Here is a 21578-nt window from a genome sequence, read left to right as displayed (position 1 = left end):
CCACACGCGCGCTGTCTTCGAGCCACATCGCGCCCTCGTAGTCACCGCGATCGAGCGTCGACTGCACGATGTTGGTCAGCCGGGCGAGCGTCGCCATCGCCGGCGCGTGCGCCAGATGGTACGGCCGGTAGCCGAAGAAGTCCTCGCCCCGCACCTCCGGCGCGATGTCGCCGTCGGAGAAGCCGCGGTCGGTGCGCTGCGACGCGGCCAGTCCGTTCACGTAGCCGCCCGACGGGGCCGCGCGCACGAACTCGTAGCGCCCCTTCGAGCCGAGCATGTTGTTGCCGCCCTTCTCGTCGAGACCGAACCGGTCGATCTCTTCGAAGATGCGGGAGGCGTCGGGGTAGAAGGTCTGGCGGCTCTCGGTTCCGGGGCTGAGCGGCTCGATGCCCTCCTGCTCCCAGGCCCCGCCGTCACGCGTGCGCGCCATATAGGGCAGGGCGAACAGCCCGTCATCGGGACCGATCGTGACCGCGTACACCGGGACGTCGGCCTCAGACATCCGCCCTGCCACGAAGTCGCCTGCGGGAGTCACATAACCGTCGGGTGGCGCGTAGAGGTCGGATGCGTCGCGCTCGAGCGGATGCGCCGAGTACGCCTCGATGTACACGGTGACGGGCGCGGCGAGGCGCTGCGGGCGCACGATGTCGTGCCGGGGCGGTGTGCCGTCGGGGTTGCGGCGTGGGGGCAGCCCATATTTGCGACGGGCTGCGTCGCTCGTGATGAGTGGCTCGCTGTTCTGCACCGTCGCGTTCGCGCCGCTGAACACCGCGATGCGGGGCAGGTGCTCGGCGGCCATGGGCTCGGGGATATCGGAGGAGGAGGCGGGGGACACGACGTTCACCATCCGTTCGGTGGGGTGAAGCCGATGATGCCCTCGGCTTCCATCAGGGCGGCGAACCGCAGCGGTGTGCGATCTTCCAGGTACGGGCCGATCAGCTGCGCGCCCAGGGGCATTCCGGTATCGGCGCCGGGCCCCAGGGGTATCACGGTCGAGGGAAGCATCGCGAGGTTCACCATGCGGCTCCACGCGCTGACGACATCCGCAGCCGGATTCTCCGTTCCGCCGACATTCAACCTCCGCTCGGCGCCGGGCCGCTCGTCGTGCCGGGGCGCGGCCCCCGGAACCGCCGGCGCGAGCACGACGTCGAACCGGTCGAACACCGAACCCCATGCGGCGGTGATCGCGCGCTGCGCCTCGGCGTCCTGCCAGGCGGTGCGTGCGGACTGGGTGAGTGCGCGTGCGGCCTTATTGTCGGGAGCGTCTGTATCCGCGGCCGCCGCGACGAGCGTGTTCCAATCGTCGTCGGTCAAGCTGTGCGCGATCTCGGCACCCTGCAGGCGATCGAAGAGCTCGAGGCCCGCGGCACCCGCGCCCGGGGGTTTGGTCAGCTCGTCCACCGTGCAGCCCGCGGCGCGGAGCGTGTCGGCAAGGTCGAGCAGAGCCATCCGCATCTCGTCATCGATAGGCGCCGCCGGCTCGTAGACCCAGAGCCCCACGCGCGTGCCGCGCAGCCTGTCGACGCGCGACGGGGGGAGCTGTAGACGCCAGCCCACCGCGTCGAGGCGGGCAGGCCCGGCGAGCACCTCGAACGCCAGGCTCAGGTCGCGCGCCGACCGCGCCATCGGCCCCGCGACCGAGATTGGCGGCTCGATCAGTCCGTCGACAGCCCAGGGCAGGTGTCCCATCTTCGACACCACGCCGTTGCTCGGGCGGTGTCCGAAGATTCCGCACCACGCGGCCGGCATGCGGATGGAGCCCGACAGGTCGCTGCCGAGTTCCAGCGCCGAGAGCCCCGCGGCGATCGCGGCGGCCGAGCCCCCCGACGAGCCACCCGGGGTGCGCTCCGGATCCCAGGGATTCAGCGTGCGCCCGAAGTCGGGGTTGCTGCTCTGGTAGTCAGCAAGCAGGACGGGCACGTTCGTCTTGCCGTAGATCACCGCGCCCGCGGCGCGAGCACGGGCGACCGCCGGTGCATCCTCGGTCGCGGTGTGCGCATCGGAGAGACGTCCGTGGGTCGTGCGCAGGCCGCGCACGTCGAACGAGTCCTTCACCGTCATCGGCACGCCCGCGAGGGTGCCGTGCGGCTCGCCTTTTCGGCGTGCCTCGTCCACTGCCCGTGCCGTCGAGCGGGCTGCCTCAGGATCCTGCGCGACGATGGCGCGGAGCTCGGCGCCTCTGCCACTCGCGAGCGCGAGATGCTCGTCGTTCAAGGCCGCCGCAGACACGTCACCGCGGTTCATCAGTTCGATCATCGCTGTCGCATCGAGCCCACCGAGGTGAAGGCGTTCTGTCATGGTGTTTCTTCCTGCCTTCGGTTCGCTCGCTCAGTATTCGCGTGCCGTGTGTCGGCGATGTTTCGTCGCGTGGGCCCCCGGCGCGGCGTCGATAGGCTGACCGACGTGACGGATGACGGTGAGTTCCTGTCTGCGGACGACGCCCGCATCTTGGCGCTCGAATCGTCGGTACTCACGGGGCACACGCTCAAGCTGATGATCCTCGCGCCCGGTGAGCCGCTCGATCTCGAGGCGCTGCGTGCGTCGGTCGCCCAGCGGCTGGGTGCGGAGCCGCGCGCACTTCAGCGTGTGGAGCTCGGGGCAGGCGCGCCGCGCTGGGTCGCGGCCGAGGGCTTCGACATCGCCCACCATGTGCGCCGTCGCGCGGGCGGGGAATGCGCGACCCCCGAAGACCTGCGCCGCGAGGTGAGCGAACTCATGTCGGAGCACCTCGACCGCGCGCGGCCGCTGTGGACGCTCGACCTGATCGGTCCGCTCGCGGACGGGAGCGAGGCGATCGCCGCACGGATGCATCACGCGATGGTGGATGGCATCGCCGGGATGCGATTTCTCGAGGCGATCCTGCTCGATGTGCACGATGCGTCACGGCACGATGTGTCACCGCGCGATGCAGCACCCGCCCCTGTCTACCCATCGAGATCGTGTGCGAACGAGTGGATCCGACTGCCCGAAGTCGTCGCGCGTGAGCTCGGACAGCCGGGCTCCAGGTCACCCTTCGACCGCCCGATCACGGCGGCGCGGGATGTCGCCTTCGCCGTTGCGCCCCTCGACGGGTTGAAGGTGATCGGAGCATCCCGACCGCAACATGCCACGATCAACGACGTCCTGCTCGCCGCGGTCGCGGGCGGACTGGATGCCTGGCTCGGTGCCCATGCCGCCCATCTCGATCTGAGGGCACAGGTGCCGGTGAGTCTGCACCATCGGGACGAGGATGCGTCGGCGGCGGGCAATCATGACTCGTTCATCAACGTCGATCTAGAGCTCGGGACATCGGATCCGCTGCGGCGGCTCGATCGCATCAGCGCTCGCACGCGTGCCGAGAAGCAGGCGGGTGATGCGTCGCTGCTCTACGACCTGTTCCATGCCCTCGGTGCGATCCCGGGCATGGATGCCGTGGCGCACCGCGTCGCTGACAGTCCTCGCGAGTTCAGTCTCGCCATCTCCAACGTGCCGGGGCCACGGATTCCGGTCGCGGTGGCCGGGCGTCGAGTAGACCGACTCTTCTCGTCGTCCGAACCCGGCTCACACCACGCCCTCCGTATTGCGGCGATCTCGCACGCCGACGAGATCGGCATCGGGTTCTGCACCGACCCCACGGCGGTGCCGCGCGTCGAAGCGCTCGCCGAGGCCGTCGGTCGTGCCTACGGTGAACTGCACCGGGCGGCTCTGGGCTCGGCCAGATAGCGGCACCCGGCGGGCGCTCCGTGCTCGCGCTTTCGCGTTCGCAATTCAGTCAATCCGTGAAGCGGACGACGTGTGAGCCGCGGAATTCCGGGCTGCCCGGTGCGGGCTCCGCGCGGATTGACGGAATTGTGAACGGCACAGGCCGAGCGGCCCGGGATAGCCTGGAACGAAGTGAAAGGGATCACCATGCAGCAGCGAACTCTGGGCCGTACCGGCCGCGAGGTTTCGATCGTTGGGCTCGGAACGTGGCAGCTCGGCGCCGACTGGGGTGACGTCAGCGAGGACGACGCGCTCGGTGTTCTCGCCGCAGCCGCTGATCAGGGTGTGACCCTCTTCGACACCGCCGATGTCTACGGCGACGGACGCTCCGAGTCGCTGATCGGCCAGTTCCTCCGCGGGCGTGATGACGTCTTCGTCGCGACCAAGATGGGGCGTCGCCAGCCCCAGGAGCTCGAGGCCTACTCACCCGAGAACTTCCGCGTGTGGACCGAACGCTCGCGCCGCAACCTCGGTGTCGAGACGCTCGACCTGGTCCAGCTGCACTGCCCTCCGAGCGCGGTTATCGACGCAGACGCGACGTACGACGCCCTCGACGATCTGGTTTCGGATGGCTCGATCGCGGCCTACGGCGTCTCGGTCGAGACCGTCGACCAGGCCCTGTCGGCCATCTCTCGTCCCGGGGTGGCGAGCATTCAGATCATCTTCAACCCGCTGCGACTGAAGCCCCTCGACGAGGTGCTGCCGGCGGCCGAGGCCGCAGGCGTGGGCATCCTCGCCCGTGTGCCGCTCGCATCCGGTCTGCTATCGGGCAAGTACACGACCGACACGACGTTCGCGCAGAACGACCACCGCTCGTACAACCGCAACGGTGAGGCGTTCGATCGGGGCGAGACGTTCTCGGGTGTCGACTTCGAGGTCGGCATCCAGGCGGCGAACGAGCTCGCGGCAGCGCTGCCCGAGGGTGTTTCGCTTCCGCAGGCGTCCCTGGCGTGGATCATGTCGCGCGCGGGAGTGACCTCGGTCATTCCCGGCGCACGCAACACGCGTCAGGCCGTGTCGAACGCCGAGGCGGCCGCGCTGCTCGAGCCGGGTGCGGACTTCGACGTCGAGGCCTTCGATGTCGTGGTGCGGGATGTCTACGACCGTCTGTTGCGGGCGGACATCCACCCGCTCTGGTAGGTCTGAGCGTCACAGGTCGACGAGTTCGACACGGGCGCGCGCGATGCCCCCTTCGTCCAATCCCTCGGCCTCGCGCACCGCGCGTTTGAGGGGGAGGACATATGAGCCGGTCCCGCTCGACGGGAAGATCGACGTCGTCCAGGTGCTGCCGCCGATGCTCACCCGTACCCGGACGGAACCGAAGCCGCGGGCGAGCGCGGGATCCTGCATCTCGCGAATCATCTCGCTCACGTCGCCGGGCAGATCGACGAAGAACCAGGACGCATCCGTCCGTGCCTGCCACCGGTAGACGGTTCCCTCGAAATCGACGATCACGAGGCCACTGTATTGCCGTCCACGGACGTTCGTGCGGCCGCGAGTGCGAGACTGGAGCGTTGCCGCGTATCTGTCCGCACGGAATGAGGAATCACCACATGGAGCACATAAAAGCCCCCGAGGGTCGTCCCTGGGTCGCGTCCTATGCGGAGGGTGTGCCGGCCGACATCGCACCCGTCACCGAGACCCTCGTCGACATGCTCGACGCCTCGATCAAGAAGTACGGCAAGCAGACGGCGCTGGAGTTCTTCGGCGCGACGACGACCTACGCCGAACTCGGCGAACAGATCGAGCGTGCCACCGGTGCACTGCGCAAGCTCGGGGTCGAGCCGGGCGACCGGGTCGCGCTCGCGCTGCCGAACTGCCCGCAGCACGTGGTCGCCTTCTACGCCGTCATGCGGCTCGGCGCGATCGTCGTCGAGCACAACCCGCTGTACACCCCGCGTGAGATCCGGCACCAGTTCGAGGTGACGGCGCCGGTCGTCGCGATCGTGTGGGACAAGATCGCGGATGTCGTGGCCGCTCTTCCCGAGGATGCGCGGCCGGGTGCCGTGGTCTCGGTGAGCCTGCCGGAGGCCATGCCGCTCAGTAAGCGTCTGGCGCTCCGGCTGCCCATTCCGAAGGCCCGGAAGGCCCGCGATGCGATCACGGCCAAGCCCACGGCGAAGGGCGTCATCGCGTGGTCGCGCCTGGCCGACGCGCGTCGCATCTCGGCGCGGGTGCCGCGACCGTCGCTCGATGACACGGCCCTGTTGCTGCTCACCAGCGGCACGACGGGGACGCCCAAGGCCGCGATCCTGTCGCATCGCAATCTGCGGGCCAATGCCGCCCAGGGCCGGGCGTGGCTTCCCGGACTGCATGACGGTGAAGAGGTCGTCTACGCGGTTCTGCCGCTCTTCCACGCCTACGGCCTGACGCTGTGCCTGACCTTCGCGATGTCGATCGGGGCGAAGCTCGTGCTCTTCCCGAAGTACGACCTCGACCTCGTCATCGCCGCGACCCGCACCTCGCCGCCGACGTTCCTACCCGCCGTCCCGCCGATCTACGACGCCCTGGCGCGCGCGAGCAACCAGAAACGGATCGATCTGAGCGGCGTGCGCTTCGCGATCTCGGGGGCCATGAGCCTTCCGGTCGCGACCGTCACGCGCTGGGAAGAGGCGACCGGCGGGCTGCTGGTCGAGGGTTACGGGATGACCGAGACATCCCCTGTCGCGCTCGGCAACCCCGCGGGCCATACCCGCCGCCCTGGCACGGTCGGCGTGCCGTTCCCGAGTACCGAAGTCCGGGTCGTTGATCCGGACGATCCGACGCAGGATCGCCCCGTCGGAGAATCGGGCGAGCTGCTGATCCGCGGGCCGCAGGTGTTCGGCGGCTACTGGGGCGCTCCGGACGACACGGCGGCGGCGCTTCTTCCCGGTGGCTGGCTGCGCACGGGCGACATCGTGACCATGTCGGAGGACGGGTTCGTCACGATCATCGATCGCCTCAAGGAACTGATCATCACGGGTGGCTTCAACGTCAGCCCGACCGAGGTCGAACAGACGTTGACGCAGCATCCGGACGTCGAGAGCGCAGCCGTCGTCGGCCTCCGTCGCCCGTCGGGCGGCGAGGATGTCGCGGCAGCTGTCGTCATGAAGGCGGGCGCCGCGTTCGACGCGACCGCGCTGCGCGACTTCTGCCGGCAGCACCTGACGGCGTACAAGATCCCCAAGAAGGTCGTGCAGGTCGACGAGCTGCCCCGCTCGCAGGTCGGCAAGGTTCTGCGCCGAACGGTGCGAGACCAGTTGGTTGCTCTCACGGAGGGATGACGGTCGTGCTCGTGCGGCACGACATCAACATCGTGCGGCACGACATCGACACCGCCGCTCAGCTCGGTCGATTCGGATCGCTTCGGTTCAGCACGCCCCCCGAAGCGACCCGGATCGACCGAGTAGTGCTGCGTGTTCCCATTCCATCGCTTCGCCCCACCCGCTCATAGGGCCGAAGGTCCCGTGGGACCTTCGGCCACTGTCCTCACGGGACCTTCGGCCCCGATGGGGGCGTTTCCGCGGACGTAGCGTCGAAGATACGCAGCGGCCAGCCAAGTGGGCACCGGCGGGAAGGAATGCCATGGACAGCATCGTGGTGGGCTACGACGGATCGCAACCCTCGTCGGTCGCACTGGACTGGGCCGCAGCGCGGGCCGCCGAGCGTTCGAGCAGCGTGGAGATCGTGTCGGTGAACGCGTCCGACCTGTTCGACGAGACGATCATCACCGACGTGCTCCAGGACGCCGAACGCAGGTTCCGGGATGTCGCGAAAGATGCTCACGTGCAATCGCGGCGCGTCAGCGGACGGATGCCGGGTGCGCTGCTGCGCGCAGCCGAGACGGCTGACCTTCTAGTGATCGGCGCGCACCGGCGTCGGCCGCTCCGTGCCGCTCTCACAGGATGGCGACCGCTCCGCACGATCGCGCGCTCCCGCGTCCCCGTTGTGGTCGTACCCGATGACTGGGCGGCCACGGATGGCCGCGTTCTGGTCGGAGTCGACGACGACGACAGCTCGTCGGCCGCCATCCACTTCGCCGCGCGGGAGGCGCAGGCCGCCGGTGTCGGGCTGACACTCGTGCACGCCTGGCAGATGCCCGTTCCGACGATGGACGGCGCCGTGGCGGTGCTCGCGTCCCCGATCGAGCAGAAGGCGGCTCATCGACGCATCCTCGATGCCGCGGGCGACGCCGTGCTGGCTGAGTACCCGGATGTCGCGGTCGAGCGGATGCTCGTGCACGACAACCCGCCGGCGGCACTGCTGACAGAGGCCCGGCGCTCCGCCCTCCTGGTTATCGGCACGCATCATCGCGGACCGCTCGAAGGTGCTCTTCTCGGTTCGACCGGCCAGGACACCGTTGCGCAGTCGCGCATGCCGGTATGCGTCGTTCCCCGCCCCGAGAAGGCTTAGGGGCGAGCGGCCTCACCCGCACGGGCGTCGACCCAGTCCCGTGTCGTGGGTAGGCTCGCGGAGACGGGAGACGTCATGACCGACAGCACGGTGGAACCGAAAGAAGTCCCCGCGGCGACTCCGGTCGACGCCCCCTCCGACGAGCGCCTGTCGGATCTGCTGATCGCCAGCACGTCCGTCGTCGAGCGTCTCGACCTCGAGGTGGTGCTGCGGAGGATCGTCGAGGCCGGGATGACACTCGTCGGCGCCCGGTACGGCGCCCTGGGAGTCATCAGCCCCGACGGCGGTCTCGAGCGGTTCATCCACGTCGGGATCGACGAGGAATCGGCCAAACACATCGGGCACCTTCCTGTCGGCCTCGGAGTTCTCGGTGCGGTGATCACCGACCGCGAGCCGATCCGCGCCGCGCACCTCGGATCCGACCCGCGGTCGGTCGGATTCCCCGCGCACCACCCGGTCATGGACTCCTTCCTGGGTGTCCCGGTGCGAGTCGGCAGTCACATCTACGGAAACCTCTATCTCACCAATGCCGAGCGCGGAACGTTCACCGCCGCCGACCAAGAACTCGTCGTCGCGCTGGCCGCCACGGCCGGCATCGCGATCGAGAACGCGCGCATGTACGACTCGGCCCGTACCCGCGAGATCTGGAACGCGACGATCGCCGATGTGATGTCGGCGATGCTGGATGTCGACGGTGCGAACGTGCTCGACGTCATCGCCGCCCGCGTCGCCGCGCTGATCGATGCGGATCTTGTCGCCGTCGCAGTGCCCCTGGGTGCGCATCAGCTCATCCTGTCGACGGTCTACGGCATCTCTGCGGCGGAGCTGCAGGGCCACGCATACGCGGTGGAGGGCACCCTGACGGGGCGCGCCCTGCGCACACGCGAGGCCCTCAGCGTCCAGAATGAGCCCGCAGACACGATTTTCGACGGGCAGCCGGCACTCGGTCCCACGGTGGCGATTCCGTTGTACGCCGCGGACGAAGCGCTCGGCGTTCTGATGGTGTCGCGGCGACCGGACGGGCGCGCGTTCACCGCAGCAGATCTCGAGATGGCGTTCGCCTTCGCCACACAGGCGAGCATCGCGCTCGAGGTCGTGCGAGCGCGAGAGGATCGCAAGCGCGCCGAGACCACGCGAGATCGGGCCCGCATCGCTCGCGACCTGCACGACCACGTGATCCAGCGTCTGTTCGGCACCGGGCTGGCGCTGCAGGCCGTCTCGGCAACGGTCGATCGCGTGGCTTCAGAGGCGATCGAGAGCCAGATCGACGTGATCGATGCCGCGATCAAAGACATTCGCACCGCCATCTTTGCGCTCGGCAGCGGTGAGAGACGGGGGACGAAGCGCCTCCGCGATCGGGTTCTGGATGTCGTGGCCGAGGTCAGTGACTCCTGGATGACGCCCGTGCGGGTCGCCTTCGAGGGCCCGCTCGACAACGTGATCGAGGACGGACTGGACGATGACCTCGTGGCGGTGTTGCGCGAACTGTTGACCAACGTGGCAAAGCATGCGGAAGCGGAACGGGTCGGCGTCGTCATCCAACTGGCCGACGACCGGGTGGAGCTGACCGTCAGTGATGACGGTGTCGGGATACCCCACGGGGTCACGCGAAGCGGTCTGGCCAACATCGCCGAGCGTGCGCGGCTCCGCGCGGGATCGTGCGATGTGGTCTCATCCGCGGAAGCCGGAACATCCGTCCGCTGGCGGGTGCCGATCGAACCCTCGACAGGACCCCTCCGATGACCCGCGTTTTTGTCGTCGACGACCACGAGATCGTGCGCCGCGGGGTTGCCCAGCTGATCGATGCGGAGCCCGACCTCGAGGTCGTCGGCGAGGCGGCCAGCGTGCACGAGGCGTCGCGGCGGATCGCGGCCACGCAACCCGACGTCGCGGTCCTGGATGTTCGGCTGCCCGACGGCAGCGGGATCGACCTGTGTCGCGACATCCGGTCGGCGCACCCGAGCGTGAACTGTCTGATCCTGACCGCCTACGACGACGACGAAGCGTTGCGGGCCGCGGTGCTGGCGGGCGCGAGCGGGTATGTCATCAAGAACGTGCGCGGTGGCTCGATCGTCGACGCGATCCGGCGGGCCGCCTCCGGCAACACGATCCAAGCCCCGGACGTGATGATGCGGGCGGCGCGCACCCTGCACCCCGAGACGAATCCGAGGCGGGGATCGATCGATCCCGCTCTGTCGCTGCGCGAGAGTCAGATTCTCGGCCTCATCGCCGAGGGGATGACCAACCGTGAGATCGGCGATCGCTTGGGGATCGCGGAGAAGACCGTCAAGAACTACGTCAGCGGACTGCTCGCGAAACTCGGGATGGAGCGACGCACGCAGGCCGCTGTGTACGAGGCAGAACGCAAACACCAGGCTGATGAGGGCGGCGGACGGCCGTTGTGAAGACTGCGCGTGGAACAGGCGAGGCCGAGTCCGTCGAACCCAGCGCCGGCTCGACGGGCGACGAGAGACGGTCACGGACCGTGCTGTCGCTCGCGCGTGGGTTCCCGTGGGTGGTTGCGACATTGGCCGTCGCGGCGGTCGCGGGCGTTCTGCAGCTCACGCCCTGGACGGCAGCGGCGACCGGCCTGATCGCGGCGTTCGTTCTGGTCATGGCCGCCCGGTCGGCGTGGTCCATGCTCGTGAAGATCCGGCACGGTGCATTCGGTGTCGACATCATCGCCGTGACCGCGATCGTTGCGGCGGTGCTGGTCGGCGAATTCTGGGCCGCGCTCGTCGTCGTGCTGATGCTGACGACCGGGGATGCGCTCGAAGCGTACGCCGCGAACCGAGCGCAGCGAGATCTCACGGCGTTGCTGTCGCGGCGTCCGCAGATCGCCCATCGCGTTCGTGCCGACGGAGAGATCGAGGATGTTCCCGTCGATGACATCGCGGCGGGCGAGCGGATCCTCGTGCGAACCGGCGAGGTCGTGCCCGTCGATGGGATCTTGGCCGAAGCCGCGGGATCGTTCGATGAGTCCTCGCTGACCGGCGAGAGTCTGCCCGTTGACAGGACCGTGGGCGAGACCGTGATGAGCGGGGCGGTCAATGGCTCCTCGGCCGTCGTCCTCGAGGTCGAGCGGGTGGCGATGGACAGCCAGTACCAGCAGATCATCGCACTCGTCGAGGGTGCCGCGAGCAGCAAGGCACCGATGGTGCGACTTGCCGACCGATTCGCCCTGCCGTTCGCACTCGTCGCGTATTCGATCGCCGGACTCGCCTGGGCGCTGTCCGGGGATCCGGTGCGCTTCGCCGAGGTGCTCGTCGTCGCGACCCCCTGCCCGCTCATCATCGCCGCCCCTGTCGCATTCATGGCGGGGATGAGTCGCGCGGCCCGCGAGGGCATCATCATCCGCACGAGCGCGACGCTCGAGAAGCTGTTTCGCACACGAAACGTCGCGTTCGACAAAACCGGAACCCTCACACGCGGGGAACCGACCCTCGTCGACATCCGTCCGGCGAGCGGCGAGGATTCCACGGATCTGCTGCGGCTGGCAGCGGCGGTGGAGGCGAACTCCACACATACCCTCGCCGCGGCCACGCTCGCGGGGGCGCACGCAGCGGGAGTCCGCGCACCCGCATCCGAGGACGCCCGCGAGGTCACGGCCCACGGCGTCACGGCCACCGTCGAAGGCAACGTCGTCGCCGTCGGCAAGCGAACATTCATCGCCGATCACATCTCGGCGGAAGTCTCGCGCACGGATCTCGCCCCGGGAGAGATGGCGATCTACGTCGCGATCGGGGGTCACTACGGGGGAGCACTCGTGTTCCGCGACGAGGTTCGACCCGAGGCCGCGGCGATGTTGCGCGCACTGCGTGCGCTCGGCGTGCGCAACACGATGATGCTCACAGGCGACGACCGTCAGACCGCCGAACCCGTGGCCGCGTCGCTCGGGATCAGCGAAGTGCACGCGAACTGCCTGCCGGCCGAGAAGGTCTCCGTCGTGGCAGCGGCGATTCCGCGGCCGGTCGTCATGGTCGGCGACGGGATCAACGACGCCCCGGTTCTGGCCGTGGCTGACGTCGGCATGGCAATGGGTGCCCGGGGGGCGACCGCGGCGAGTGAGGCCGCCGACGTGGTGATCCTGCGGGACGACGTCGGTCGCGTTGCCACGACGATCGCCATCGGTCGTGAAACCGTCGGCATCGCCCTGCAGAGCATCTGGATCGGCCTGTCGCTCAGCGTCATCCTGATGCTGCTCGCTGCCTTCGGTCTGATCCCCGCGATCGTGGGCGCCTGGTTGCAAGAGGGCATCGACGTGATCGTGATCCTGTGGGCTCTTCGCGCGACGCGGTGACCGCCCGGCCCGATCGTGCGTTGCAGAATGGGTCCTGGGGTGCTCGAGCAGGAGTTCGACGAAGCGCTCGAGTTCTGAGTACGACGAAGATGCGCGCGGGCGCGACCCGCAGAAAGGCCTGACCGTGCTCTGGAGCCTGCTGGTCCGTTATCTCAAGCCGGCTTGGCCGCTGCTGATCGGTGTGATCGTCTTCCAGTTGGGGCAGTCGATCGCGTCCCTGCTGTTGCCCACGCTGAGCGCCGACATCATCGACAACGGCGTCGTGACCGGCGACATCCCCTACATCTGGTCCGTGGGGGCGCTGATGCTCGGCATCACCGTCGTGCAGGTCGTGTGCGCGATCATCGCCGTGTACTTCGGATCGAAGCTCGCGATGGGCATGGGGCGCGACATCCGCGCGGCCCTGTTCGAGCGGGTCGTGAGCTTTTCGCAGCGCGAGGTCGGCCAGTTCGGCACGCCGTCGCTGATCACCCGCAACACGAACGACGTCCAGCAGGTGCAGATGCTCGTGCAGGTCACGGCGACCCTGATGGTCGCGGCGCCCATCCTCGCGATCGGCGGGGTCGTCTTGGCGGTGCGCCAGGATGTCGGGCTGTCGTGGTTGATGGCGGTCAGCATCCCCGTCCTGCTGATCGTCGTGAGCCTCATCATCGTGCGGATGGTGCCCTACTTCCAGCTCATGCAGACGCGGATCGATCGCATCAATCAGGTCATGCGCGAACAACTGACCGGCATCCGAGTGATCCGTGCGTTCGTGCGTGAGGACGAGGAGCGGGCCCGCTTCCGAAGCGGCAGCGAGGGCGTTGCCGAGACCGCGCTGCGAGCCGGCAATCTGATGGCGCTGATGTTCCCGGCGATCATGCTGGTGATGAATGTCTCGGGCGTCGCGGTCATCTGGTTCGGGGCCTTCCAGATCCAGGCCGGTGACGCTCAGATCGGCACGCTCTTCGCCTTCTTGCAGTACCTGATGCAGATTCTCATGGGCGTCATGATGGCCACATTCATGTTCGTGATGATCCCGCGCGCGGCGGTGAGTGCGAACCGGATCGGCGAGGTGCTGGCGACGGACTCGTCGGTCGTCACGGCCGCGTCGCCGCTGCGGCCGCACGAGTTCCGTGCAGACATCGACTTCGACGGCGTCGAGTTCTCGTACCCGGGAGCCGATGAGCCGGTGCTGAAGAACATCACCTTCCGCGTCGCCGCGGGTACGACGACCGCGATCATCGGATCGACCGGAGCGGGCAAGTCCACGCTGATCGGGCTCGTGCCGAGGCTCTTCGACGCCACGGCGGGCACTGTTCGGGTGGGCGGCGTCGATGTGCGCGAGTGGGATCCTGACGAACTGTGGGCGCGGATCGGGTTGATGCCCCAGCGCGCATTCCTGTTCTCGGGCACGGTCGCGTCGAACCTGCGATACGGCAACGCGGATGCTACGGACGACGATCTCTGGCATGCCCTCGAGATCGCCCAGGGGCGGGAGTTCGTCGCCGAGATGCCGCTCGGGCTCGAGGAGCCGATCGCGCAGGGCGGCACGAACGTCTCGGGCGGGCAGCGTCAGCGCCTGGCGATCGCGCGGGCGCTCGTCAAACGGCCCGACATCTACATCTTCGACGACTCGTTCTCGGCGTTGGATGTCGCAACGGATGCCACGCTCCGTGCCGCTCTCACAACACACGTGCCAGACGCGACACGCCTCGTCGTCGCCCAGCGGGTCAGCACGGTGCGGGACGCCGACCAGATCGTCGTGATCGACCACGGCCAGATCGTCGGGCTCGGCACGCACACGGAACTCCTCGAAACGAGCGAGACGTATCGCGAGATCGTCGAATCTCAGGAGAGCGTGGAGGCCTCGGCATGAGCGATCGCAACGCGTCGGCCGCGACCCCGCCGCCCGCGCCCCGCGGCCCGATGGGCGGCCGCGGCCCCATGGGCGGGATGGGTATGCCGGTCGCGAAGCCGCAGAACTTCGGGGCCTCGGCAAAGCGTCTCCTCGGCTCGCTCCGGCAGGATCGGGCGCTGCTCGTCTTCGTGATCGTGCTCGGTGTCTTGAGCGTCGGACTGAGCGTGACGGGTCCGAAGCTGCTCGGCGAGGCCACGAACATCGTCTTCGCGGGATTCACGTCGCTGCAGTTCCCCTCGGGCACGACGCAGCAACAGATGATCGACCAGCTCGTCGCCGCGGGGCAGACCGAACAGGCCGACATGCTGCGGTCGATGACCTTCGTTCCCGGCGCGGGCGTCGACTTCGTCCAGCTGAGCCAGGTCGTCCTGCTCGTCCTCGCGGTCTATGTCTTCGCCAGCGTCTTCGCGCTGTTCCAGGCGCGCATCCTGAACGGCGTCGTTCAGCGCGCGATGCACCGTCTGCGGATGCAGGTCGAAGACAAGATCCACCGGCTGCCGCTCAGCTACTTCGACCGGGTTCAGCGGGGTGACCTGCTGAGCCGTGTCACGAACGACGTCGACAACATCGGTCAGTCCCTGCAGCAGACGCTGTCGCAGGTCATCACGTCACTGCTCACCGTCATCGGCGTCCTGCTCATGATGTTCCTGATCTCGCCGATTCTGGCCCTGATCGCGCTCGTCACGATCCCGCTGACGATCGTCATCACCGTGCTCGTCGCGCGGCGCTCGCAGAAGCTGTTCGTCGAGCAGTGGAAACAGACAGGCATCCTGAACGCGCGCGTCGAAGAGACGTACTCGGGTCACGCGCTCGTGAAGGTCTACGGTCACCAGCGCGAGGTCGAGGCCGCGTTCGCGGACGAGAACACGCGCGTCTACCGCGCGAGCTTCGGTGCCCAGTTCATCTCGGGCATCATCATGCCGGCGATGACCTTCGTCGGAAACCTCGTGTACGTCGCGATCGCCGTGGTCGGTGGACTGCAGGTAGCCGCGGGCATCATCTCGATCGGTGACGTGCAGGCATTCATCCAGTACTCGCGCCAGTTCAGCCAGCCGCTCAGCCAGCTGGGGTCGATGGCGAACCTGCTGCAGTCCGGAGTGGCGAGCGCGGAGCGGGTCTTCGAACTCCTCGACGAAGACGAGGAGGAGCCCGATCCCGAGGCGGCCGAGTCGGTACCCGAAGACGCCGGTCTGCTGGAATTCCGGGATGTCTCGTTCCGCTACGTCCCCGACACCCCGCTGATCGAGGGGCTGAACCTCACGGCTCGCCCCGGCAGCACGGTCGCGATCGTCGGGCCGACGGGCGCAGGCAAGACGACGCTCGTCAACCTGATCATGCGCTTCTACGACGTGGACGAGGGTTCGATCGCCCTGGGGACCTCGCCGGCTGACGCCGTGGACACCCGACGGATGTCGCGCGACGACCTGCGTTCACGGACGGGCATGGTGCTGCAGGACACGTGGCTGTTCGCCGGGACGATCCGCGACAACATCCTCTACGGCCGCCCCGAGGCGACCGAAGAAGAGATGGTGGCCGCAGCATCCGCCGCCTATGTCGACCGCTTCGTGCACGCGCTGCCGGATGGATACGACACCCAGCTCGACGACGAGGCCACCAATCTCAGCGTGGGGGAGCGGCAGCTCGTCACGATCGCGCGCGCCTTTCTCGCCGACCCGCGCCTGCTGATCCTCGACGAGGCGACGTCGTCGGTCGACACACGCACCGAGGTGCTGATTCAGCGCGCCATGTCGAAGCTCCGCGAGAATCGCACCGCTTTCGTGATCGCGCACCGGCTGTCGACGATCCGCGACGCCGACGTGATCGTCGTCATGGAGCACGGCTCGATCGTCGAGCAGGGCAACCACGCGGAACTGCTCGCCGCGAAGGGCGCCTATTGGCGCCTCTACAACGCCCAGTTCGACGCGCCGATGAGCGAAGAGACCGTCCAGAACCCCGTCACGGGTGCTGTCGAGATCATCGCCGAAGACGTCGTGCCGGAGCAGTCCGGCGCCTAGGTGACCGAGGAGGTCATACGACGGAGCCGCCGATCCACAGGCCGAACCCGGCCATCAGGGTGGCGACGACGAGCACGCCGAGCCCATTGAGGGCGCCCGCGAGCCACTTGCGCTCTTGCAGCAGGCGCACGGTTTCGAAGCTGGCCGTCGAGAAGGTCGTATAGCCGCCGAGGAATCCGGCTCCGACAACGGCGTACCAGCCGTCCGAGACCAGATGGCCGGCGGCGAGTCCGGCGAGGAACCCGAGTGCGAGCGATCCGGTCACATTGATGATGATCGTGGCCCACGGGATCCGTCCCGAAACGCGGGTTCGGATGATCCCGTCGAGCAGTAGTCGAGATGCCGCGCCCAGTCCGCCGGCGACGGCGACGGCGACGGCGACGAATACGAGCGGAGTCATCGCGCACCCCCGTTCGGCACGTGTGGCGTTCGGCGATGTGCGGCGGCGGCGAGAGCGATCCCGGCCCATGTCGCGGCGGCTCCGACGATAACCGTCCCGATGCCATAGGCAGCTCCAGCGCCGATCGAACCGGACCCGATCAGGCGTGCCGAATCGAGTGCGAGGGCGCTGTACGTCGTGAACCCGCCCATGACGCCGGTACCGAGCAGCAACCGCAGGCGTTGGCGTCCGCCGCGATCGGGGCCGCGACGAACGAGCGACTCGAGCAGCACACCCAGAAGCAGAGCTCCGGTGATGTTGATGCCGAAAATGGCATACGGGATGCCGTCGAGGGGAGGAAAAGCCAGGCTGAGCGCTTCACGGGCGGCGGTGCCGAGCGTTCCGCCGGCGAAAACGAGCAGCAGCGCGCCGGGGCGCAGATGGATCGGGCGAGATGCCCCGCTCGGTGTCTCCGCCGCATCGAGGTCGGGGTCGAGGGGAAGATCCTCGTCGTTCCCATTCATGCGTCTCCTCACGTCCTTCTCGGGCTATCGTCGCAGAAGGCCGCGACCCAGGAGGACGCGACGGCGTGGAACACAGGCGCCGGGGAGCAAAGGAGCACCATGACATTCGCGTTCGGCATCTTCGACTCGTTCGACCTGGGTACCGGCACACCCGGCGAGGTGATCGACGCGCGCCTGACACTCGCGGTCGAGGCCGAGCGTCTCGGTTTCGCCCACTACCACGCGACCGAACATCACGGCACGGACCTCTCGGTCATCCCGTCGCCGAACCTCTTCCTGGCCGCCCTCAGCCAGCGGACCGACCGAATGCGGATCGGCGCGATGGTCTACGTTCTCCCCGCTTACGAACCCCTTCGACTCGCCGAAGAGGTGGCGGTCGTCGATAACCTGAGCGCCGGACGAATCGACCTGGGTATCGGCAGCGGGATCAGCCCGATCGAGCTGGGATACTTCGGCGTTGCGGGTGACGACGCTCGAGGCATCTACGACAGAAGCCTCGTCGCGCTGCTCGAGGCGTGGACGACCGGGGTGCTGAAGCATCCGGAAGATCCCGAGCGTGAACCAGCCACACTGTCGGTGTTGCCGGTGCAGCGCCCGTACCCGCCCCTCTGGTATGCGTCGAGCAATCCACGTACGGCCGAGTGGGCCGGCCGCAATGCCGTGAACTTTCTCGGGCGGTGGAACGCCGGTGAGTTCGTTGAGACGGTCGAGACGTACTGGGCCGCGTGGCGTGATTCTCAGGATGACGGGACGCGCCTGAACGCTCACGTCGGGATGCCTCGCGTCGGCCCGACGATGTCCGTGCTGATCGGTACGAACGATGCCGAGGCCGAGGACCGCTTTCTGGCCGCCCAGGAGTTCTTCGCGACCCGGGTCTTGAAGTTGTGGCACGATCGCGGGATCACGGGGTTCGACGGCGCTTTCGACGGCACCGTCATGCTTGAGCGCGGCACGGCGATCGTCGGGAGTGCCGATAGTGTGCGCGACCAGCTCATCGCCCAGCTCGATCAGATAGACGCCAACATGATCGAGGCGCAGTTGTATCAGGGAGATATGGGTCTGGAGGAGAGCCTCGCGAATCTGCGTGCGTTCGCCGGTCTGATGCCGGGCATTCGCGACCACATGGGCTCGAGAGGAATCGCCGGATGAACCCCGTGCATGCGGAGACCGACGTCGTCTACAGCGAGGCATCCGGTCGCGCGCTCCGATGCGATCTGCACTGGCCGGTGTCCGGATCCGATTATGTGTCGCCCGTGCCCATTGCGATCTATCTGCATGGCGGGGGCTGGGCCCGCGGGTCTCGGGCAGACCGGGCCGAGGAGCGGCTCATCCCGGTCGCAGCCGCGGGCATCGCGATCGCCTCGATCGAGTACCGGCTGTCGGACGAAGCGCAGTGGCCGGCACAACTGCATGACGTTCGAGCTGCGTTGGACGCCGTACCCGCCCTCTTTCGCGAACGAGGGGTCGCACTCTCGGGTCGCGTGACGTTGTGGGGATGCTCCGCCGGTGGACACATCGCCTTGATGGCCGCCCTGGTGTCTGCCGAGCGGTTTACTGGAGGCCCGGATGCCGGCCGCCATGCCACCCCCGATGCAACCGTCGCGTGGTTTCCGCCGACCGATCTGACGTTGATGGCGGATGCCCCGGCGTCACCAGGCGCCCGGATGCCCGCGTTCCTGCCACCCGGCGTGGCGGTGCCACCGGTTGAGCGCATGCTGCTCGGGCTGGGCGAGGCGAACGACGACACATCCGCGTCGCTCCTGCGTGATGCCAGTCCGATCGCTCACGCATCGTCGGCTGTCGGCCCCGTCTTGCTGATCCACGGTGATGAGGACGCGCTGATTCCCGCATCCCATTCCGAGGCTCTCCGCGACGCTCTGCTGAGTGCGGATGCTCCGGTGTCGATGATCCTCGTCCGCGGGGCGACGCACGAGGATCCGTTGTTCGATCACCCGGCGGTCCTCGGTGCGACGGCGGCGCACCTGAAAGGATCGCCCTGATTTCGAGCTAAGCCGTGGGTTCGGGTATGGAAGCTTCGCCCGCGGTGGGCTGATCGTCGAGTCCGCGGCGCAATGCCGCCACGGCTGCACGTTCGCGGTCCATGCCCGAAGCCGCTGCGGCCGCGTCGATCCGAGCGAGGAGGTCCCCGGGAACGTCGAGTGCCAGGCGTGACCCGTCGTCGGGACGGCCGCGCACGACGAGCCCGATGATCGGCACGGCGATGGTACCGATCACGTCGATGATCGCGATCACCCCGAAGAACCGCCAGTAGTCGGTGTTGCTGCCGGGGATATCGCCCTCCGTCAGGATCGGCAGCCACAGCATGATCGCGACGATCGCGGCGGCGACGAGCGTGATCGTGAGACCGATGTGAACGATCCGGCGCGTGGACGACGCAGAGCGGAGCAAGAGGTTCGCCTGCGCCAGGGTGACGGCCAGGATCGTCAGGACGCCGAGCGCGCGGAACCAGTCGCTCGTCGATTCACTGAGGTCGAACCACGACCAGATGAGAACCAACGCGGGAATGAGTGCCGCGACACTCGCGGCGATGCCGATGTACCCGACGAGGCGGAACCGGTGAGACGCGATCGCCAGATGACACAGCGCGGTGAGCCCGAACGCCGCCACGACGAGGGTCGTGAGGAGGATGCGGCCCTGCGTCTCGCCGAAATCGCCGGACAGCAGCGCGACGATTCCCAGCACTCCGGCGAGCAGTAGAGACACGATGACGACGACGATCGCCGCGCGGCGGAGGCCTCGGACGGCGGGTGGGGTGCGGTGGGCGTTCTGGGTTGCGCTCTTCGCGGGGGAAGTCATGACCCCAGGCTACGGCTCGGGCGGGGGATCATCACGTGCTGGCGCCGCTGACCCGCTGCACGAGCACAACACTGTCGAGCAGCACGGCATCTGAGCCATCCGGTGCCGTGGTCTCGCGCTCCCGCACCTCGCACAGCAGGGTGCGCCACTGCGTCGCGTCGAGGTGGAGCGCTGCGAGGTCACCCTCGGGCGTCGGGAAGATCGCGTGCTGGACGAACTCGGGTGGCGCCCACTCCGGCGCCGCGGCGTGCCCGACGATGAGCAGCCGCCCGCCCGGCGCGACGAATCCGGTCGCGGCATGCAGGATCCGCTCGCGCGGGAGCTCCACGGGGGATTGCAGAAAGGATGCGGTGACCAGGTCGGAGCCGCCGCTGTCGGTGTACGTCGACAGGTCGGCCGCCACGAACGTCGTGCGATCGTGCAGTCCGCGTTCGGCGGCTGCCGTTCGCGCCCGGTCGATCGCGGTGGGCGAGAGGTCCACGCCGGTGGCGTGCCATCCGTTCTCGGCGAGCCAGATCACGTCTCCGCCTTCGCCGCAACCGAGATCCAGCGCGCGACCGGGCGCGAGCTCCCCGGCGATCGCGGCGAGCGTCGCGTTGACACGACCGGACCACACCCGGTCGGTGCCGCTGTAACGCTGCTCCCAGAAGTCGATCGGCGCTGGGCTCGTCATGCCGGGACCTCAGAATCTGGGGTGAGCGACAGCTCGCGAGCGGCCTGTTCGACAGCGGTATCGAAGTCCCGGGCGACGAGTGCGGCGTTGACCGCGGCGCCGGCGAACGAGCCCGCGCCCATTGCGACCGGCACGTTCGCGGCCGGACTGACCACGTTGCCCGCCGCCCATACGCTCGGGTTGCTGGTGAGGCCCACCGCGTTGACCGCGATCAGGTTGCCCATAGGCCCGTCGACCCGGTCGAGGTTCAGGAGCTCGAGCATCCGATCATGCGGTTCGGGAGTTCCTCCGGTGAATATCGCGTCGATCTCGACGATCGAGCCATCTTCGAGTCGCACGCCGCGGAGCGTGTCGCCGTTGCCGAGTACCTCGATGACCGCCTGATCGACGATCCGGATGCCTCGCGCACCGAGCCGCGTCCGCGTCTGCTCGTCGAGGGGGCCGGAGAGTCCGGCGAAGAACACCACGTCGTCGCTCCACTGGCGCAACAGCTGCACCTGGTGGAGCGCCATCGGTGAGGTCGCGAGCACGCCCAGGCGTCGGTCGCGCACCTCCCAGCCATGGCAGTACGGGCAGTGCAGGACGTTCGTTCCCCAGTGTTCGGACAGCCCGGCGATATCGGGCAGGCGATCGGTGATGCCGGTGGTGAGAATCAGGCTGCGGGTGCTGTGCGAGGTCCCGTCCTCGGTGGTGACGCTCAGTTGGCCCGATCCCTGTTGGCCCGAAACGTCCTCGACCCGCGTCACCGAGGCATCCGCGAACTCGACTCCGAATGCGGATGCATCGGACCGGCCGGTGCGCAGAAGTTCGGCGGGGTCGATGCCCTCGTGGCCCAGA

General features: G+C 68.1%; 20 protein-coding genes. 12 read left to right on the top strand and 8 right to left on the bottom strand.

Translation table 11 applies throughout. The features are described 5' to 3' along the window. Together MIC448_RS07630 and MIC448_RS07625 are read right to left on the bottom strand one after the other, a co-directional pair. The coding region (locus MIC448_RS07630; protein WP_199484418.1) for a hypothetical protein at positions 1-835 on the bottom strand (835 nt) is incomplete at its 3' end. Between the two features lie 5 nt (positions 836-840). Beyond that, positions 841-2298: an amidase family protein gene (locus MIC448_RS07625; protein WP_051513342.1), complete on the bottom strand. Its 1458-nt coding sequence runs from the start codon at positions 2296-2298 to the stop codon at positions 841-843. Between the two features lie 105 nt (positions 2299-2403). On the opposite strand from MIC448_RS07625, the gene MIC448_RS07620 reads away from it, so the two are divergent. Together MIC448_RS07620 and MIC448_RS07615 are read left to right on the top strand one after the other, a co-directional pair. Next, positions 2404-3702 (top strand): wax ester/triacylglycerol synthase domain-containing protein, encoded by a 1299-nt coding sequence (locus MIC448_RS07620; RefSeq protein WP_036298024.1) that lies wholly within the window; start codon positions 2404-2406, stop codon positions 3700-3702. 186 nt (positions 3703-3888) lie between these two features. Continuing rightward, positions 3889-4881, top strand: a complete 993-nt coding sequence (locus tag MIC448_RS07615) for an aldo/keto reductase (protein ID WP_036298023.1) — start codon at positions 3889-3891, stop codon at positions 4879-4881. Positions 4882-4890: 9 nt separating this feature from the next. Here MIC448_RS07615 and MIC448_RS07610 read toward each other — a convergent pair whose 3' ends face one another. Further along, complete coding sequence (locus MIC448_RS07610; RefSeq protein ID WP_036298022.1) at positions 4891-5196, bottom strand: DUF1905 domain-containing protein; 306 nt, start codon at positions 5194-5196, stop codon at positions 4891-4893. A gap of 98 nt (positions 5197-5294) precedes the next feature. Between MIC448_RS07610 and MIC448_RS07605 the strand changes: the two genes are divergently transcribed. From MIC448_RS07605 to MIC448_RS07570, 8 genes are all read left to right on the top strand, one after another. Further along, the gene (locus MIC448_RS07605) at positions 5295-7004 is read left to right on the top strand and encodes a long-chain-fatty-acid--CoA ligase (RefSeq protein ID WP_036298021.1); all 1710 of its coding nucleotides are present in this window, start codon (positions 5295-5297) and stop codon (positions 7002-7004) included. Then, entirely contained in the window at positions 7001-7174 is a 174-nt protein-coding gene (locus MIC448_RS07600) for a hypothetical protein (RefSeq protein WP_158497527.1), read from the top strand. Before MIC448_RS07605 ends, MIC448_RS07600 begins: the two co-directional genes overlap by 4 nt. Positions 7175-7305: 131 nt before the next feature. Beyond that, on the top strand, positions 7306-8133 hold the full coding sequence (locus tag MIC448_RS07595) for a universal stress protein (RefSeq protein WP_036298020.1): 828 nt from the start codon (positions 7306-7308) through the stop codon (positions 8131-8133). Positions 8134-8208: 75 nt separating this feature from the next. Continuing rightward, entirely contained in the window at positions 8209-9876 is a 1668-nt protein-coding gene (locus MIC448_RS07590) for a GAF domain-containing protein (protein WP_051513340.1), read from the top strand. Further along, entirely contained in the window at positions 9873-10538 is a 666-nt protein-coding gene (locus tag MIC448_RS07585; protein WP_036298019.1) for a response regulator transcription factor, read from the top strand. The genes MIC448_RS07590 and MIC448_RS07585 overlap by 4 nt, the downstream gene beginning before the upstream one ends. Next, complete coding sequence (locus MIC448_RS07580) at positions 10535-12433, top strand: heavy metal translocating P-type ATPase (protein WP_081766248.1); 1899 nt, start codon at positions 10535-10537, stop codon at positions 12431-12433. The genes MIC448_RS07585 and MIC448_RS07580 overlap by 4 nt, the downstream gene beginning before the upstream one ends. Before the next feature lie 124 nt (positions 12434-12557). Beyond that, positions 12558-14291 (top strand): ABC transporter ATP-binding protein, encoded by a 1734-nt coding sequence (locus tag MIC448_RS07575; protein WP_036298018.1) that lies wholly within the window; start codon positions 12558-12560, stop codon positions 14289-14291. After that, the gene (locus MIC448_RS07570; RefSeq protein ID WP_081766247.1) at positions 14288-16348 is read left to right on the top strand and encodes an ABC transporter ATP-binding protein; all 2061 of its coding nucleotides are present in this window, start codon (positions 14288-14290) and stop codon (positions 16346-16348) included. Before MIC448_RS07575 ends, MIC448_RS07570 begins: the two co-directional genes overlap by 4 nt. Positions 16349-16361: 13 nt before the next feature. Here MIC448_RS07570 and MIC448_RS07565 read toward each other — a convergent pair whose 3' ends face one another. Further along, positions 16362-16748, bottom strand: coding sequence for a CrcB family protein (locus MIC448_RS07565; RefSeq protein WP_036298017.1), 387 nt, complete (start codon positions 16746-16748; stop codon positions 16362-16364). Then, positions 16745-17251: a CrcB family protein gene (locus MIC448_RS07560; RefSeq protein ID WP_199484417.1), complete on the bottom strand. Its 507-nt coding sequence runs from the start codon at positions 17249-17251 to the stop codon at positions 16745-16747. Before MIC448_RS07560 ends, MIC448_RS07565 begins: the two co-directional genes overlap by 4 nt. 99 nt (positions 17252-17350) lie before the next feature. On the opposite strand from MIC448_RS07560, the gene MIC448_RS07555 reads away from it, so the two are divergent. Then, positions 17351-18400, top strand: a complete 1050-nt coding sequence (locus tag MIC448_RS07555) for an LLM class flavin-dependent oxidoreductase (RefSeq protein ID WP_036298016.1) — start codon at positions 17351-17353, stop codon at positions 18398-18400. Beyond that, the gene (locus tag MIC448_RS07550; protein WP_036298014.1) at positions 18397-19251 is read left to right on the top strand and encodes an alpha/beta hydrolase; all 855 of its coding nucleotides are present in this window, start codon (positions 18397-18399) and stop codon (positions 19249-19251) included. The genes MIC448_RS07555 and MIC448_RS07550 overlap by 4 nt, the downstream gene beginning before the upstream one ends. 7 nt (positions 19252-19258) lie before the next feature. Here MIC448_RS07550 and MIC448_RS07545 read toward each other — a convergent pair whose 3' ends face one another. The 3 genes from MIC448_RS07545 to MIC448_RS07535 all read right to left on the bottom strand — a co-directional run. Continuing rightward, the gene (locus tag MIC448_RS07545; protein WP_036298012.1) at positions 19259-20068 is read right to left on the bottom strand and encodes a hypothetical protein; all 810 of its coding nucleotides are present in this window, start codon (positions 20066-20068) and stop codon (positions 19259-19261) included. 31 nt (positions 20069-20099) lie between these two features. Then, positions 20100-20741, bottom strand: a complete 642-nt coding sequence (locus MIC448_RS07540; RefSeq protein WP_036298010.1) for a bifunctional 2-polyprenyl-6-hydroxyphenol methylase/3-demethylubiquinol 3-O-methyltransferase UbiG — start codon at positions 20739-20741, stop codon at positions 20100-20102. Next, positions 20738-21578 (bottom strand): NAD(P)/FAD-dependent oxidoreductase (locus tag MIC448_RS07535; RefSeq protein ID WP_036298008.1); only part of this gene is annotated, 841 nt, incomplete at its 5' end. The genes MIC448_RS07535 and MIC448_RS07540, both read right to left, overlap by 4 nt.

The organism is Microbacterium sp. C448 (genome assembly GCF_000582705.2).
Taxonomy (GTDB): domain Bacteria; phylum Actinomycetota; class Actinomycetes; order Actinomycetales; family Microbacteriaceae; genus Microbacterium; species Microbacterium lacus_A.
This window is presented reverse-complemented; position numbering and strand designations above follow the sequence as displayed.